We start from the raw sequence: 14,701 nt of genomic DNA on the forward strand, positions 1-14,701 counted from the left end.
TAAAAATGAAAAAAACGATCGTTACTGCATTAGCTGTTTTAACTTTATTGAGTTGTAAAAACGAAACAGAAAAAACGGCAGAAAATTCAAAAACTGAAATCGCAAAATTTTCTCCTGAAGTAGAAGAAAGTGCTGTTATTTATGAAGTTAATATCCGTCAGTATTCACCAGAAGGAACTTTCAATGCCTTTACTAAAGATATTCCGCAATTAAAAGAATTAGGAGTAAAAATCATTTGGGTAATGCCTATTTTCCCTATTTCGCAAACCAAAAGAAAAGCAACAGGTGGCGATGATAGCAAATTTGCATCAGAAATGCCAAAAGAAGAGCAACACAAATACTTAGGAAGTTACTACGCAGTTTCCGACTTTAAAAAAGTAAATCCTGAATTTGGAACTATTGAAGATTTTAGAAATTTAGTAAAAACTGCGCATGATAATGGGATGTATGTGATTTTGGATTGGGTACCAAATCACACGGGTTGGGATCACGTTTGGATAAAAGAACATCCAGAATATTATACTAAAAATGCTAAAGGGGAAATCATAGATCCAATCAATCCAGAAACAGGAAAGTCATGGGGTTGGTCAGATGTTGCGGATTTAAACTACGACAATCAAGGATTGCGTGAGGCAATGACCGCAGATATGTTGCATTGGATCAAAAACGAAAACATTGATGGATTCCGTTCCGATGTAGCTAGTAATGTGCCTTTAGATTTTTGGCAAAAAGCAATTCCGCAATTGCGTAAAGAAAAGAATATTTTCATGTTAGCAGAAGCTTGGGAACCTGAATTATTAAAAGGAGGTTTGTTTGATATGGCATATGGTTGGGAAGCTCATCACACCATGAACAGAATCGCTCAAGGAAAAAATTCAGTAAAAGAATGGGGTGCTTATATTCAAAAGGTAAATAAAGATTATGAAGCGAATGACATTTTAATGAATTTTGTGGATAATCACGATGAAAATTCATGGAACGGAACGATTAAAGGAAGATTAGGTAAAGGAGAAGAAGCAATGACAGCTTTATCTTATGTAATGCCAGGTATGCCTTTGATTTACAGCGGAAATGAATATGGTTTGAATCACAGTTTGAAGTTTTTCGAAAAAGATTCTATTCCAAAAACAAAAGGAAAAGATTGGGAATTACGAGCAAAATTAGGAAAGCTTAAAACTGAAAATCCAGCTTTAAATGGAGGGAAAAACAAGGCTAAATATACTCGAATTAAAACGGATGACGATACCAATATTTTAGCTTTTACTCGTGAGAAAGAGGGTAAAAAAGTAGTTTATATCGCGAATTTTTCAAACAATCCAATAAAAACCAAAGTTGGGATTAAGGGTGAATTCACTAATTATATGACAGGAGAAAAAATGAAACTAAATGAAAAGCAAATTTTTTCTATAGAGCCTTGGCAATATTATATTTTGACGGAATAATTTTTAAAGGGTAATATATCAGATTTAGTGATGCACCCATTTTTAGAAATCAACAATCTGAAAATCAACTATATTTTCAAAATAAGTAATAAATAGGAACGCAATATTGCGTTCCTTTTTATGTTATAAGATGTCTTAAAATAAAGAAAATGATAAAAAATAAAACCTTGTGTATCAGATTTAGTGATAGCAAAATTCTGCCCAAGTTGTACTTCAAATCATGTTATCAAGAACGGTTTTACTGCCAACAGAAAACAACAATTTATTTGTAAATCATGTAAAAATAGATTTATAGATTTTTATACCTACAAAGCCTATAATCATTGGGTAAATAAAAGAATTATTCAATTTACAAAAGAAGGTCTTGGAATAAGAAGTACAACAAGAATATAAAAATATCGACAACTACACTATAAAAAAATAATAGCAATTGCTAAGCAAAAACCCAATCAACCTATTTTTAAATACAAAATCAATGAAGTTGATGAAATGAGAACATTTGTAAAAAACAAAGAAAAGCCTATTTGGATTGTATATGCCTTAGAAAGAAAAACCAAACAAGTTGTAAATTTTAGCATAGTCAGAAGAACCAAAAGAACATTGCAATATGTAACCAATACGTAATTGTTATCCAACCCCAAAGCAATATATAAAGATAAGATAGTGCATTATAAGTCAATATTAAAAGATTCTGTGCATAATACAAAGCTATTTGGTACAAATCATACCGAAAGAAAAAACCTTTCACTAAGAACTCATCTAAAAAGACTCAATACAAAAACAATTTGCTTTTCAAGAAGTTTCATATTGTTGCAATGTGTTTTGAGGATTTATTTTTGGGGGATAGAAATTTACTAGTTATTCACCCAAATTATTAAGTTACTAATATCTGCTCCTTCAAATTTCTGTGAGGTTATAAAATTGATTTTATTTTCTTTGATATTGAATCTTAAAATATATTTATTAATTATCAAGCAAGTATTAAATCGATTAGCTATAAAAAAGTAACCAATTTCGCATTTTGTTTTTTTATATTTAAGTTCTTTAATGAAATTTAAAATGAATGAATTTAATGTCTCTCCAAAATAATTGTTTTCACAATTAAAGTCTTTAGAAAAATGAGATTTTACATAAGATGAATTCTCATTTTTACATGAATCTAGAAAACTTTTTATAATTAAACTTTTTTCAATATCATCATTTTCAATACGTTTATTCTTTTTACAGACCTCATAAAATACCTCATTTAGCCTTTTTCTAAGCTCTAAGTTCTTTGGGTCAAAAAGAATTGCTCTCTTGTAGTGTACAACAGCTTTTTCAATTGAATATATATCATTTTCAATCAAATGCCTTTCAGCTGATTCAATATAATACTCTGATATTTCTTTATCTGTTTTCATAGATTGATAGTTAGTTATTAGTTTATCAAAACAAGTGCCATTATTTCAATTTATTTTTAACTCTTAAATTTTCCACAACCAATAATTCCTCATAAATTGTGTTCGATTTTTCGCTTGTTATCTGTACGATTTTAACTACAAAATCATACAAAACCCCTTAAATCATACGATTTAAGGGGTTTTTTCATTTTCAATCCCGTCAAATTATTCAAGAAATAGCATTCGCAAGGTGTCCAATTAGGTGACCTATTTTGAAAATCAAAAAAAGGGTCCCCTAAAATGATGAAAAGCCCAATAAAATAAGGCTGTTCAATCATTAAACATCTTGACTAAATAATAAAAAATTAGTAAATTATTTAATCAAAAGGTTACCAGACTATGAATGCAAAAATCTCTTCAACATTTATTTTGAAGTCTGCTAAAACGACTTCAAAAGGACTAATTCCAATTTACATGAGAGTTACTGTAGATGGAAAACGATTCGAAATTTCTACACAAAAACAAGTGGAAAAATCCAAATGGTCAACTGAAATGCGCAAAATGAAAGGAAATTCAGAAGAAGCTCGTTCAGTGAATGAATATCTAACATTGCTAAGCAACAAATTGTTTGAAGCGCAAAAACAACTACTTCTGGAGAATGAAGTTATCACATTTGAAACATTAAGGAATAAGTTATTTGGTAAAGAAGAAAAAGCAATCACCATTGTAAAGGTGTTTAAAGAACACAACGATAAAATGGATAAACTTATTGGAACTGAATATTCCTATAACACTTGGAAGAATTTCAAAACTACTTTGTCACATTTTGAAAAGTATCTTGTTGAGAGTTATAATGTTTCGGATGTTCCTGTTAAGAAAATAGATTTTGCAATGATGACCGGATTTGATTTTTATCTGAGATCTACTTTGAAGTGCAACAACAATACGACTATTAAATATGTAAAAAGTGTCGGTAAAATCATCAATATCTGTCTTGATAATGGTTGGATAGAAAAAGACCCACTATCTAACTACAAAGCCAAACTCAAAGTTGTAGAGAGAGAATATTTAACCGCGCTTGAAATTGAAAGTATGTTGAACAAACAATTCGTGGTGCCAAGATTAGAACTTGTTAGAGACATTTTTGTTTTTAGTTGTTTTACAGGTTTAGCTTATGTGGATGTGCAGCAACTTAAAAAGGAAAATATTAGCATTGGGATTGATGGTAGTAAATGGATTTTTAAAAATCGTCAAAAGACAGATATAGCTTCAAAAATTCCATTGTTACCAGTTGCAGAAATGATTATTGATAAATATTCTGAGAATCCAGTTTGTTTGAACACAGGCAGTATTCTCCCTATTCTCTCCAATCAAAAAATGAATGCGTATCTAAAAGAAATTGCAACGGTTTGCGGAATCAATAAAGAACTAACATTCCACATAGCACGACACACTTTTGCAACAACCGTGACATTGAGTAACGGAGTTCCAATTGAAACTGTAAGTAAAATGTTAGGACATACCAATCTAAAAACAACGCAACATTACGCTAAGATTTTAGACAAGAAAATTAGTGAGGATATGGCTGTTTTAAAAAATAAATTTATTTCTTTAGAAAGAGAGAAAAAAGTTTCTTTATAATAATTTATTACGTAGATTAAAAATAATTCAGTTTTTATTCTAAATTGATTTCTTAAATTGCAGTATGAAAATATTAATAATTGAAGATGAACCTGAAATTTTAGAGAGTATTTTTACTTATCTAAAAACAAATGAAATTCATTGCGAAACTGCTAACAGTTTTGAGAATGCATATGAAAAAATTATGCTCTATAATTATGATTGTATTTTACTTGATCTAATGTTGCCAGATGGTGATGGCTTTTCAATTCTAAAAGAATTGAAAAAGCTCAATAAATCAGATGGCGTTATAATTATTTCTGCTAAAGAAACACTTGAAACAAAGATAGAAGGATTTACTTTGGGAGCCGATGACTATTTAACTAAACCTTTTCATTTGTCTGAATTATTAGTTAGAATTCAAGCATTAGTGAGAAGGAAACAATTCAATGGCAGCAATATTGTAAAATTTAATGAAATAGAGATAGACACTATTAGTAAAGTCGTTAAAGTTAATGGCTCAAAAATTGATTTTACAAAAACTGAAATCGATTTATTATTGTTTTTAATCGGTAATAAAGATAAAATATTATCTAAAGGTGCTATAGCGGAACACTTGTCTGGAGATATGGCAGATATGTTAGATAATCATGACTTTATTTACGCACACATTAAAAATTTAAAAAAGAAGTTAAAAGAAATGGGAGCTTCAGACTATTTAAAATCAATTTATGGAACAGGCTACAAATGGGAAGTTGAATAAAAAACTACTTCAAAAAATACTAAATTTTTATTTCATATACGCTTTAATAACACTTATAGTAGTAGGTCCTATTTTCTATCTTGTTTCAAACAAACTCTATGAAGAAGAAGCTGATGAAGATTTGCATGTATTAAAAGAACAATTTCATGCATTCACAAAGGATGAGCTAACAATTAAGGAAATAGATCAATGGAATAAATATAACCGTGATGTTAAGATTGAAAAGTTTACAGGAAATCTAAAAGATAGTCTATTTAACCATAGTTATTATGATGCATTAAATAAAGACAATGAACCTTTCAGAGTAATTAATTCCCCTTTAAAAATAGAGAATAAATGGTTTACTTTTTCTGCTAAAATTAATATGGTTGAAAAAGAAAATCTTATTGGAAGTACAGTCATCCTTTTTATCTCATTATTATTATTACTTTTTTTAGGCTTTTTTATCATCACTAAAATAATTTCTTCCAAATTATGGCTTCCTTTTTATAAAGCATTAGAAAAACTTGAACAATTTGAAATTGACAAAACAACATCAGTAAAGTTGATAGAAAACACTACAGAGGAGTTCGACCGTCTTAATAAAGTAATAATTAAACTTATTAATAAAAACAGTAGTATATATAAAAGTCAAAAAGAATTTATTGAAAATGCTGCTCATGAATTACAAACACCAATTGCAATTTTTAAAGGTAAAATCGAAAATATTCTTCAGCGTAAAGATTTAAATGAAGAACAGTTCAAAATAATAGATGATTTAAACAACACAACCTCTCGATTAGTAAAATTAAACAAGAATTTACTAGTACTATCCAAAATTGAAAGCAACTCATACACTGAAAAGCAGCAAGTCGATCTTTATGATATCATTCACAATCAAATATCCTTCTTCAAGGAACAAGCAAATTCAAAAGATATTGACATAAATATAAATTGTAACGAAAAGGTAATTGTTAATGCCAATCCTTTTTTAGTTGAAACTCTGATTAATAATTTATTTATAAATACAATTAATCACAATATAAATTGTGGTCAGATAAATGTTACTATTACTTCCAAAGCAATACTTTTTTCTAATACTGGTGTGCTATTGCCATTAAAAACTGAAAAAATGTTCGAACGCTTTTCAAAATCAAATCCAAGTTCTAAAGGAAATGGCTTAGGATTATCAATAATTAAAAAAATTGTTGATGCAAACAATTGGTCAATCAAATATTCTTTTGACGATTCATTACACATTTTTGAAGTAACATTTTAAGATGCAAAATGGAAATAAAACGTATTATAAATCTTCCTTTAGCAATAGTAAGATAAACTAATATTAAACAAATTTATGGCAATTTGATAATGTAGTAATTTATAATTTTTAAAACAATTTTAACTTCTGTTTGATACCATCTAGGTTAAAAATTCAAAATTACTTCAAAATTGCTTCTGAATTTTGCAGGATAACTTAAAAAAGAAATCCAATTCATGAAGCATTTAATTACACCCTTACTCTTTTTATTCTCAATTACAATCGTAAAAGCTCAAGAAAAAGACACTCTTTCATTTATAAAATCAAAACGAATGTCGGATGATGACCTTTCTAAAAAGCGAGAAGGTACTTTTTTTACAGGATTACCTGATTTTTCATCTGACCCAGTAACAGGCTTTGGCTTTGGTTTAAGAACAAATACCTATTGGAATGGAAATCGTGAAAACCCTTTATTTCCATATACTCCCTATTTAGCAAAACTAAAAGCAAATGCGGCTTACTATACATCTAATGCAAGAGAATTGGCTCTCTCACTTGATATTCCCTATTATAAAGGAACACGTTGGCGATTTAAAATTGATTTTAAGGCTCAACAAAATCCAGCCAATTTATATTTCGGGTTAACAGAAGCTACTCTTGGACAGCTTCGCTTACCATCTGATGAAAATACAACATTTGCAACTTACAAACAATTCGACAAGGCAAGAAAAACAATAAGACCAGGTGGAGTTGGAGAAGCTGATTTTGTGACAGATGCGTTATCAAATCGTTATAGAGAAACAGAATATATGCTCAACCTGAAAGCAGATTATGCACTTGGAAACGGAAAGTGGCGTATAATGGGCGGTTACGAAATTCAACATTTGAGTTATGCCACTTTTGAAGGTGTAGAAGCAGAAGCCATCGACCCAATTACAGGACAAACTACAACAGCACCAAACGGAACTTCCCTTTTACGAAGAGATTTTGAAAATGGCTTAATTTCAGGTGTTGATGGTGGATGGGTTTCGATTATTCAAACTGCTTTAATTTTTGATACAAGAGATTTTGAACCTGATCCAACGAAAGGTTATTATTTTGAAATTGCTAATGAATATTCAAGTAAATATATAGGTTCACAATTTGATTTTGACAAACTTTTCATTCAAGCACGAGCCTATCAGAAAATACCTGTTGGAAAAAGGACGGTTTTTGCAGGACGATTTGGTGTAGGTAATATTTTTGGAAACAATGCACCATTTTTTGAATTTCAGGACCAATGGAGTCCAGAAGGAAGTATCAACGCCTTAGGTGGAAGACAGTCATTGCGTGGTTACAGAGCCAATAGATTTCTAGCAAGGTCTATGTGGTTTACAAATGTTGAATTGAGAATACGACTAGCAGAAACAAAATTAGGTAAGCAAAGATTTGCCTTCGGACTTGCACCATTTTTCGATGCAGGAACAGTAAGAGACCGTTGGCAAGACTTAAACTTTAAAAATATTAAAACGTCCTATGGTGGTGGACTGAGAATTGCTTGGAATCAATCCACAATTTTATCATTTGACTATGGACGTTCAAAAGAAGATAGCCTGTTTTACTTAGGAATTGGTCAAGCCTTTTAGTATTAAAACAAAAAATATATAGAGTATTTTACGATGAGTCATGACCTTAATTAGTTTAGTCTAATAATATTTCTACTTTGACTCAAAATTCAATATTTCTACAAAATTGGTTTTCAAATTTGTCTTTTAATTTGATAAAAATGAAATTTCCAAAATTAATTCATCCAAGCAGATTTTCTGTTTTATACGCATTTATAACATGGTTTCTTGTCGTTTCTCAACTAGTTAGGGTAACCTTCTTTTTCTGGCAATATGATGAAGTTTCGTTCAATCTTTTCACCGTATTAGGGACGCTCTTAACAGGATTGTTTTTTGATATTGGAACCGTTAGTTTTATTGCTTTTCCTGCAATTATCTATTATACCATCTTTCCAAATAGATGGATTGGTACTTGGGGGGATAAAATATTCATTTGGTTTTTTACTTTTTTAACCATTTTTATATTAGTTTTTGTTTTTTTTGCTGAAATCACTTTTTGGGATGAATTTAAAACACGATTCAATTTTATTGCCGTTGATTATTTAATTTACACACATGAAGTCGTAGCAAACATTCAGCAATCGTATCCATTACCCTTGTTGATTTCAGGCGTACTGCTTAGTACCTTTTTAATTTTATTTATTTTCTACAAACGAAAGTATTTCCAAAATACGTTTACTCAAAAGGCTTCTTTTAAACAACGATTAGTGGTTATAGCAACTGCTTTTATTTCTTGTTTATTCTTTACTTCATTTATTACCAATAACCAAGCTGAATGGTCAAGTAACCGATACAATGCAGAAATTTCAAAATCGGGAATCTATTCCTTTTTTGCTGCTTTTAGAAATAACCAAATGAAGTATAATGAGTTTTATACTTCTATAAATAACAAAAATGCATTTGATATTGTCAGAAATAAATTAAGCGATAAAAACAGTAAATACAAATCAGAAGGATTTTCTATTCACCGAACTATAACAGACACAACCAACCAAGAACCAAAGAAAAAAAATGTTGTTTTTATTTTAGTTGAAAGTTTAAGTGGAAGCTTCATGAAAGAATTTGGAAATGAAAAAAATATCACACCTTTTTTAGACAGTTTAGCACAAAAAAGTATCTTTTTTGATAACCTATACGCAACAGGCACGAGAACTGTTCGTGGCATGGAAGCTGTTACACTTTGCATTCCGCCAACACCGGGACAAAGCATTGTGAAACGTCCCGAAAATCAAAATCTATTTACTGTTTCAAATGTTTTCAAAAGCAAAGGATATAACTCTAATTTCTTTTATGGTGGAGATGGCTATTTTGATAATATGAACGCTTATTTTGGAGGAAACGGATTTACAATATATGATCGAGGTCGTGGAAGTGTATTAAGTGATAAAATTAAGACTACAAGAAATAATATTAATGATGATGAAGTAACGTTTGAAAACGCATGGGGAATATGTGATGATGACATTTATTCTAAAATGCTGAAGGTGGCTGATGAACATTACAATAACAATAAACCTTTTTTCAATTTTGTAATGACCACTTCTAATCACAGACCATATACTTATCCAGATAATGCTATCGATATTCCATCAGGAACTGGTCGTGAGGGTGCAGTGAAATATACCGATTATTCTTTGAAAAAAATGTTTAAAAAAGCAAAAAATAAGCCTTGGTATAAAAATACAGTTTTCATCATTATTGCCGACCATTGTGCTAGTAGTGCGGGTAAAGATGAAATTGATGTAGCTAATTATCATATTCCTGCATTTATCGTGAATCTATCTCCCGAATTAAATCAAAAAATACATAAACAATGTTCTCAGATTGATATTTTTCCAACATTCTTCTCTCTTCAAAATTGGTCGTATGAAAATGATTTCTTTGGCAAGAATGTACTCCACTCAAATTTTGAAAATCGTGCATTAATGGGAACCTACCGAAAATTAGTCTTGATGAAAAAAGATCAAGTAATGATTTTATCCGACCAAAAAAAGCAAGCATTTTATAAATGGAATAAAGCAGACAATAGTTTGAAACCATTACTAATGGATAAAAATTTCTTAAAAGAAACCATTGCGTGGTATCAAACTGCCGATTACCTATTTACAAATAAATTATTAAAGTAAACTATGAGAGTACCGGACAATGTAAATAAATTAAGAAGAACCATCATGCGTAAGCTTACTTCAAGCTTTGGAGAATCAAATATGAATGGATTTAAATTAAATGATTACAGTAACAGAGAAATAAAAATTTTAATTATAAGACCTAACCATAGATTGGGTAACTTACTTTTAGTTACACCATTGATTAAAGAAATAGAAAATACATTCTCAAATCCATCAATTGATTTATTTGTGAAGGGGAATTTATCTGAAGTAATATTTAAAAATTATAATGCTGTTAATAAACATATTAAATTACCAAAAAAACCATTTGATAATCTTTTTAAATACTTTGAAGTATGGATTAAATTATTATTCAATAAATATGATTTAATTATTAATGTAGATGAATTTTCATCTTCTGGAAGAATTGCAACTAAACTTGCAAGATCTAAGTTTAAAATAATTGGTCAGAGTGAAGATTTAAAATATATATCAAAAAAGGAAAATGAAAAATCAAAACATATAGCAATAAGACCAATTATAATAGTAAGAAGATTTTTAGGTACTAACTTAATAAATGAAAATGAATATCCTCTATTAGATGTGAGACTTGATGAGATGGAAAAGGAAAACGGAAAAAAGAAATTAAAAGAGATATTCAATAATGATAATAAGGTGATTACTATTTTCACATTTGCAACTGGTGATAAAATGTTACCACAACTTTGGTGGAATCAATTTTATGAACTTCTTAAAATAAATTTTCCAATGTATAACATTTTAGAAGTATTACCAATTGAAAATATTTCACAAATAAATTTTAAAGCAAAAACATTCTACAGTAAAGATATTCGTGAAATAGCGGCATTAATTGCTAATACATCAATTTTTATTGGTGCTGATAGTGGCATTATGCATTTGTCTTCATCTTCAAAAACAACTACAATAGGTGTATTAAGCGGCAGTTTTAAAACAAAATATGAACCATATGGAAATAAAAGTATTGGATTTGATAAAAACGGAACATCACAAGAAGAAATAATAAATGAAATGAAAAAAAATCTCTTTTTCAATTAAAGCTAATGAAATATATCCATTTTATAATCAATCCAATATCTGGCAGTGGCAAACACAATATTGGCAAAACAGAACTAGAAAAACATTTTCCAAAGGAAGTTTACAAGATTAAAGTTGACTATACAAATTATGTAAAACATGCAATCATTCTTACTCAAAATGCAATTTCTAACAAACCAGACTATATTGTAGCCTGTGGTGGAGATGGAACAATAAATGAAGTAGCATCGTGTTTAATTAATACCAAAATAAAATTAGGAATTATTCCAGTAGGTTCTGGAAATGGTTTAGCTTCAAACCTTAATATTCCTAAAAAGTTAGAACAGGCAAGTAAAATTATTCGAAATGGCAAAGCACAATTCATTGATGTAGGAAAAGCAAATGACCATTATTTTTTTAGCAATATGGGTATTGGTATTGATGCATTGATTATAAAGAAATATGATAATTATAATAAGAGAACTTTGACTTCTTATGTTCGAGCTACAATAGCATCAAGCATTCAATTTAAACCGATACAAACTATAATTTCGTTTAACAATCAGATTATCAATACAAATGCATTCTTACTTTTTGTTTCTAATTCAAATGAAATGGGTTATGGTATGAGCTTAACACCCAGAGCGAGCCTAAATGACGGACTATTAGACTTAGTTGTAGTTTCTAAATTAAACTTTTTTAGTAAGCTAATTTTAGGTATGCGTGTGATATCAAATAAAATTGAAAAATTCAAAAAAGCACAAAATACATTAATAGAAAAGATTAGTATTGAATTACCTGAGAAAATATGTTTAGATACACAAATTGATGGTGAATATTACAACCTAAAAACCAACAAAATACAAGTTACAATAATAAAAAGCGGATTAGAGGTTTTAACAAACTAAATTTTAAACGTATAAGATATGAAACAGTATCAAATTTTTGCTATAATATCAATGTTTTTTGCGGGTTTGACATCGGTAGTTGTTAAAGCGGGCTTAAAAAATGTAGCAGCAGATACAGGTTTAGCTATTAGAACTTCTTTCGTATTTGCGTTTATTTGGCTAAACATTATTGTTTTTAACAGCTATAAGGATTTTTCAAATCTTACCAAAAAAGATGTTCTGTTACTTGGTGTTTCGGCAGTAACAACAGCCATTTCTTGGATATTTTATTACAGAGCAATAAAAATTGGCACAGTTTCCGAAGTAGCATTGATAGATAAAGGAAGTATAATAATTACACTTTTACTTTCTTTTATCTTTCTAAATGAACAATTTACTTGGCGTATAGCGTTAGGTGGATTAATGATTATAGGTGGAATTCTAATCTTAACAATGAAATCATAATGGTTTAAAACTACGCGTAACCTTTTAATTATTTACCATGTTTAAAACCATTTTATTTTTATTTTTAAGTATCAATACACTTAATGCTCAAGCCCAAAAAATAAGTGAACAGGAGAAGCAAATAGTTACAGACACTATTCAAAAAAAGGATGACACGCATGACTTCAAATTCAAACATCTAATTATTCCTACGGTTTTAATTGGTTATGGAATAATTGGTATTGAAAGTGATCAATTAAAACTATTCAACACCGAAATAAAGGAAGAAGTAAATGAAGACATTGATGAGAAAATATCTATTGACGATTTCTCACAGTATGCCCCTGCACTATCTGTTTATGGATTAAATACATTGGGTATAAAAGGAAAGCATAATTTTAAGGATAGAACCATAATACTAGGAACTTCTTATATATTAATGTCAACTTCAGTAGTAAGTTTAAAATCGATTACAAAAGTTGAGAGACCAGACGGAAGTGGATTTAATTCGTTTCCATCAGGACATACGGCAACTGCCTTTGCAGGAGCAGAATTTCTTTGGCAAGAATATAAAGATGTCTCCATTTGGTATGGTATTTCGGGATATATAATAGCTACCGGCACAGGAGCATTTAGAATTTACAATGACAAACATTGGTTAACCGATGTAGTTGCAGGTGCAGGAATTGGAATTTTAAGCACAAAAGTTGCCTATTGGATAAATCCTTGGGTTCAGGAAAAAATATTTAAATCGAAAGAAAAAAATAGTGCCTCTGTAATTCTACCCTTTTATAATGGAAAGCAATTTGGAATCGGATTTGCTAGAATTTTTTAAAAAAACGACACTACTTTTAATTTCTTTTCAATCGTAAAAAATCGTGTTTGTTTTTAATTATTCCAAAACTACGTTATCTTCAACATAAATTACTTATTACATCTTTTCACAATGCCCGTAATACTTTTGTAAGTATCGTAAATGTAACTAATTGACTACCAATTTAAACAGTAAGTAAAATGCTGGGACATACTAATCTAATAACAACAAAGCATTACGCTATGATTTTAGACAAGAAAATTAGTGAGGATATGCAAATATTGAAAGCAAAATTCAAAGCTAATATGCAAACACAAAGTAAATCAGTGAATTACTAAAATATTATAGATATTGTAATATTTTTAAGATTTTATTTACATTTAATTTAATAGATTTTAGTTTAATTTGACAAACTAAAATCTATTATTTTATGATAACAACTATAAAAAACAACTCTTTGGTAGATTTTGAACACGAACTTTCTCTAATCCTTAACTCAAATTCTAATGAAGTAGAAAAAGCAAAAAAGATTATTATTTTCATTGAAGACATTTTAAAGCAGTTAACCGACTGGCTTAAACATCATGTCTTCGAAACAATTCAAGAAGAAATCAAATTCTTCAAAGAAATTAAACCCAATATTGTAGCAAAACTAATTTTTTACAAAGAAATCCTTTCTTTAGTAGCATCTCTTCCATTAGACAAGAGCAAAAGAATAAAACACTTTGAGAAAAAACTGGATGCAATCAACCATTTTTATAGGAAAAATAGAGAATTTATCAAATACATTAAAAGTCATTCTACGCATTTTGATGAATTGTATTTTACTAGGAAAAAGTACAAAGACATATTTTTAAACGATTGCTCCGTGATTATTCATGATGCTAAATTATGTACATCACATGATTATTTGTTGGCTGAAGTAATTGCTTTTGAATTACTAGTATTACACATCGAAAACCGCATTGATAATCTCAATCAATCATGTGCAATTAACAACAATCAATTCAAATCTAATCTACATTGGACAGAAAAAAAAGTAGATTTAGTTGAACTCATTTACGCGTTACATGAAGCTAAAGTTTTCGATAATGGTCAAGTCGACATTAAAGAAATCACCCACGTTTTTGAAAAAGCGTTTCAAATTGAATTAGAAGACAACATCTACGGAAACTTCAATGCTATTAAAAAACGCAAAACAGATCAAACTCGATTTTTAAGTCATTTACAAAAGCTTTTGGAAACTAAAATCGAAAACGATTTAAACTAAAACCTACAAAAAACAACCAAATCACATAAAAATCGTTCCCAAGTTGGTACCAATGCAAATTCCAGTGATATTGACCA

Annotated in this window: 13 protein-coding genes and 1 pseudogene; 13 read left to right on the plus strand and 1 reads right to left on the minus strand. The window is 29.4% G+C overall.

The window, feature by feature from the left end:
- Positions 1-5: 5 nt before the first annotated feature.
- The gene (locus B2741_RS09035) at positions 6-1,442 is read left to right on the plus strand and encodes an alpha-amylase family glycosyl hydrolase (protein ID WP_291137853.1); all 1,437 of its coding nucleotides are present in this window, start codon (positions 6-8) and stop codon (positions 1,440-1,442) included.
- 149 nt (positions 1,443-1,591) lie between these two features.
- A pseudogene (locus B2741_RS13110) lies at positions 1,592-2,300 on the plus strand (IS1 family transposase).
- On the opposite strand, the gene B2741_RS09045 reads toward B2741_RS13110, so the two are convergent.
- Entirely contained in the window at positions 2,297-2,842 is a 546-nt protein-coding gene (locus B2741_RS09045; protein WP_291137856.1) for a hypothetical protein, read from the minus strand. The pseudogene B2741_RS13110 and the gene B2741_RS09045 overlap by 4 nt on opposite strands.
- Before the next feature lie 378 nt (positions 2,843-3,220).
- Here B2741_RS09045 and B2741_RS09050 point away from each other — a divergent pair, with 378 nt between their 5' ends.
- The 11 genes from B2741_RS09050 (at position 3,221) to B2741_RS09100 (ending at position 14,624) form a co-directional block, all read left to right on the plus strand.
- Positions 3,221-4,462: a site-specific integrase gene (locus B2741_RS09050; RefSeq protein ID WP_291137859.1), complete on the plus strand. Its 1,242-nt coding sequence runs from the start codon at positions 3,221-3,223 to the stop codon at positions 4,460-4,462.
- A 64-nt stretch (positions 4,463-4,526) separates the two neighbouring features.
- Positions 4,527-5,204, plus strand: coding sequence for a response regulator transcription factor (locus tag B2741_RS09055; RefSeq protein WP_291137862.1), 678 nt, complete (start codon positions 4,527-4,529; stop codon positions 5,202-5,204).
- Positions 5,173-6,462, plus strand: a complete 1,290-nt coding sequence (locus B2741_RS09060; RefSeq protein WP_291137865.1) for a sensor histidine kinase — start codon at positions 5,173-5,175, stop codon at positions 6,460-6,462. The genes B2741_RS09055 and B2741_RS09060 overlap by 32 nt, the downstream gene beginning before the upstream one ends.
- A 215-nt stretch (positions 6,463-6,677) precedes the next feature.
- Positions 6,678-8,066 carry an Omp85 family outer membrane protein gene (omp85, locus tag B2741_RS09065; protein WP_291137868.1) on the plus strand — a complete coding sequence of 463 codons (1,389 nt, stop codon included), beginning with the start codon at positions 6,678-6,680 and terminating at the stop codon, positions 8,064-8,066.
- A gap of 140 nt (positions 8,067-8,206) precedes the next feature.
- Positions 8,207-10,171: an LTA synthase family protein gene (locus tag B2741_RS09070; protein WP_291137871.1), complete on the plus strand. Its 1,965-nt coding sequence runs from the start codon at positions 8,207-8,209 to the stop codon at positions 10,169-10,171.
- Between the two features lie 3 nt (positions 10,172-10,174).
- Positions 10,175-11,230 carry a glycosyltransferase family 9 protein gene (locus tag B2741_RS09075; RefSeq protein ID WP_291137874.1) on the plus strand — a complete coding sequence of 352 codons (1,056 nt, stop codon included), beginning with the start codon at positions 10,175-10,177 and terminating at the stop codon, positions 11,228-11,230.
- Between the two features lie 5 nt (positions 11,231-11,235).
- Positions 11,236-12,117, plus strand: coding sequence for a diacylglycerol/lipid kinase family protein (locus B2741_RS09080; RefSeq protein ID WP_291137877.1), 882 nt, complete (start codon positions 11,236-11,238; stop codon positions 12,115-12,117).
- Positions 12,118-12,135: 18 nt separating this feature from the next.
- Positions 12,136-12,561 (plus strand): EamA family transporter, encoded by a 426-nt coding sequence (locus B2741_RS09085; RefSeq protein WP_291137881.1) that lies wholly within the window; start codon positions 12,136-12,138, stop codon positions 12,559-12,561.
- Between the two features lie 37 nt (positions 12,562-12,598).
- The gene (locus tag B2741_RS09090) at positions 12,599-13,375 is read left to right on the plus strand and encodes a phosphatase PAP2 family protein (protein WP_291137884.1); all 777 of its coding nucleotides are present in this window, start codon (positions 12,599-12,601) and stop codon (positions 13,373-13,375) included.
- Between the two features lie 179 nt (positions 13,376-13,554).
- Positions 13,555-13,692 carry a hypothetical protein gene (locus B2741_RS09095; RefSeq protein WP_291137887.1) on the plus strand — a complete coding sequence of 46 codons (138 nt, stop codon included), beginning with the start codon at positions 13,555-13,557 and terminating at the stop codon, positions 13,690-13,692.
- Positions 13,693-13,784: 92 nt separating this feature from the next.
- A complete protein-coding gene (locus B2741_RS09100) occupies positions 13,785-14,624 on the plus strand; it encodes an RteC domain-containing protein (RefSeq protein ID WP_291137889.1) in 840 nt (279 codons plus the stop codon).
- Positions 14,625-14,701: the final 77 nt, after the last annotated feature.

It is taken from the genome of Flavobacterium sp. UBA7663 (genome assembly GCF_002483315.1).
In the GTDB taxonomy this organism is placed as follows: Bacteria; Bacteroidota; Bacteroidia; order Flavobacteriales; family Flavobacteriaceae; genus Flavobacterium.

What these genes read in the sequence shown, in the direction of transcription:
- omp85 (WP_291137868.1), top strand. Translation starts at nt 6,678, where the DNA reads ATGAAGCATTTAATTACACCCTTACTCTTTTTATTCTCAATTACAATC.
- B2741_RS09080 (WP_291137877.1), top strand. Translation starts at nt 11,236, where the DNA reads ATGAAATATATCCATTTTATAATCAATCCAATATCTGGCAGTGGCAAA.
- B2741_RS09075 (WP_291137874.1), top strand. Translation starts at nt 10,175, where the DNA reads ATGAGAGTACCGGACAATGTAAATAAATTAAGAAGAACCATCATGCGT.
- B2741_RS09050 (WP_291137859.1), top strand. Translation starts at nt 3,221, where the DNA reads ATGAATGCAAAAATCTCTTCAACATTTATTTTGAAGTCTGCTAAAACG.
- B2741_RS09085 (WP_291137881.1), top strand. Translation starts at nt 12,136, where the DNA reads ATGAAACAGTATCAAATTTTTGCTATAATATCAATGTTTTTTGCGGGT.
- B2741_RS09095 (WP_291137887.1), top strand. Translation starts at nt 13,555, where the DNA reads ATGCTGGGACATACTAATCTAATAACAACAAAGCATTACGCTATGATT.
- B2741_RS09055 (WP_291137862.1), top strand. Translation starts at nt 4,527, where the DNA reads ATGAAAATATTAATAATTGAAGATGAACCTGAAATTTTAGAGAGTATT.
- B2741_RS09070 (WP_291137871.1), top strand. Translation starts at nt 8,207, where the DNA reads ATGAAATTTCCAAAATTAATTCATCCAAGCAGATTTTCTGTTTTATAC.
- B2741_RS09060 (WP_291137865.1), top strand. Translation starts at nt 5,173, where the DNA reads ATGGAACAGGCTACAAATGGGAAGTTGAATAAAAAACTACTTCAAAAA.
- B2741_RS09035 (WP_291137853.1), top strand. Translation starts at nt 6, where the DNA reads ATGAAAAAAACGATCGTTACTGCATTAGCTGTTTTAACTTTATTGAGT.
- B2741_RS09100 (WP_291137889.1), top strand. Translation starts at nt 13,785, where the DNA reads ATGATAACAACTATAAAAAACAACTCTTTGGTAGATTTTGAACACGAA.
- B2741_RS09090 (WP_291137884.1), top strand. Translation starts at nt 12,599, where the DNA reads ATGTTTAAAACCATTTTATTTTTATTTTTAAGTATCAATACACTTAAT.
- B2741_RS09045 (WP_291137856.1), bottom strand. Translation starts at nt 2,842, where the DNA reads ATGAAAACAGATAAAGAAATATCAGAGTATTATATTGAATCAGCTGAA.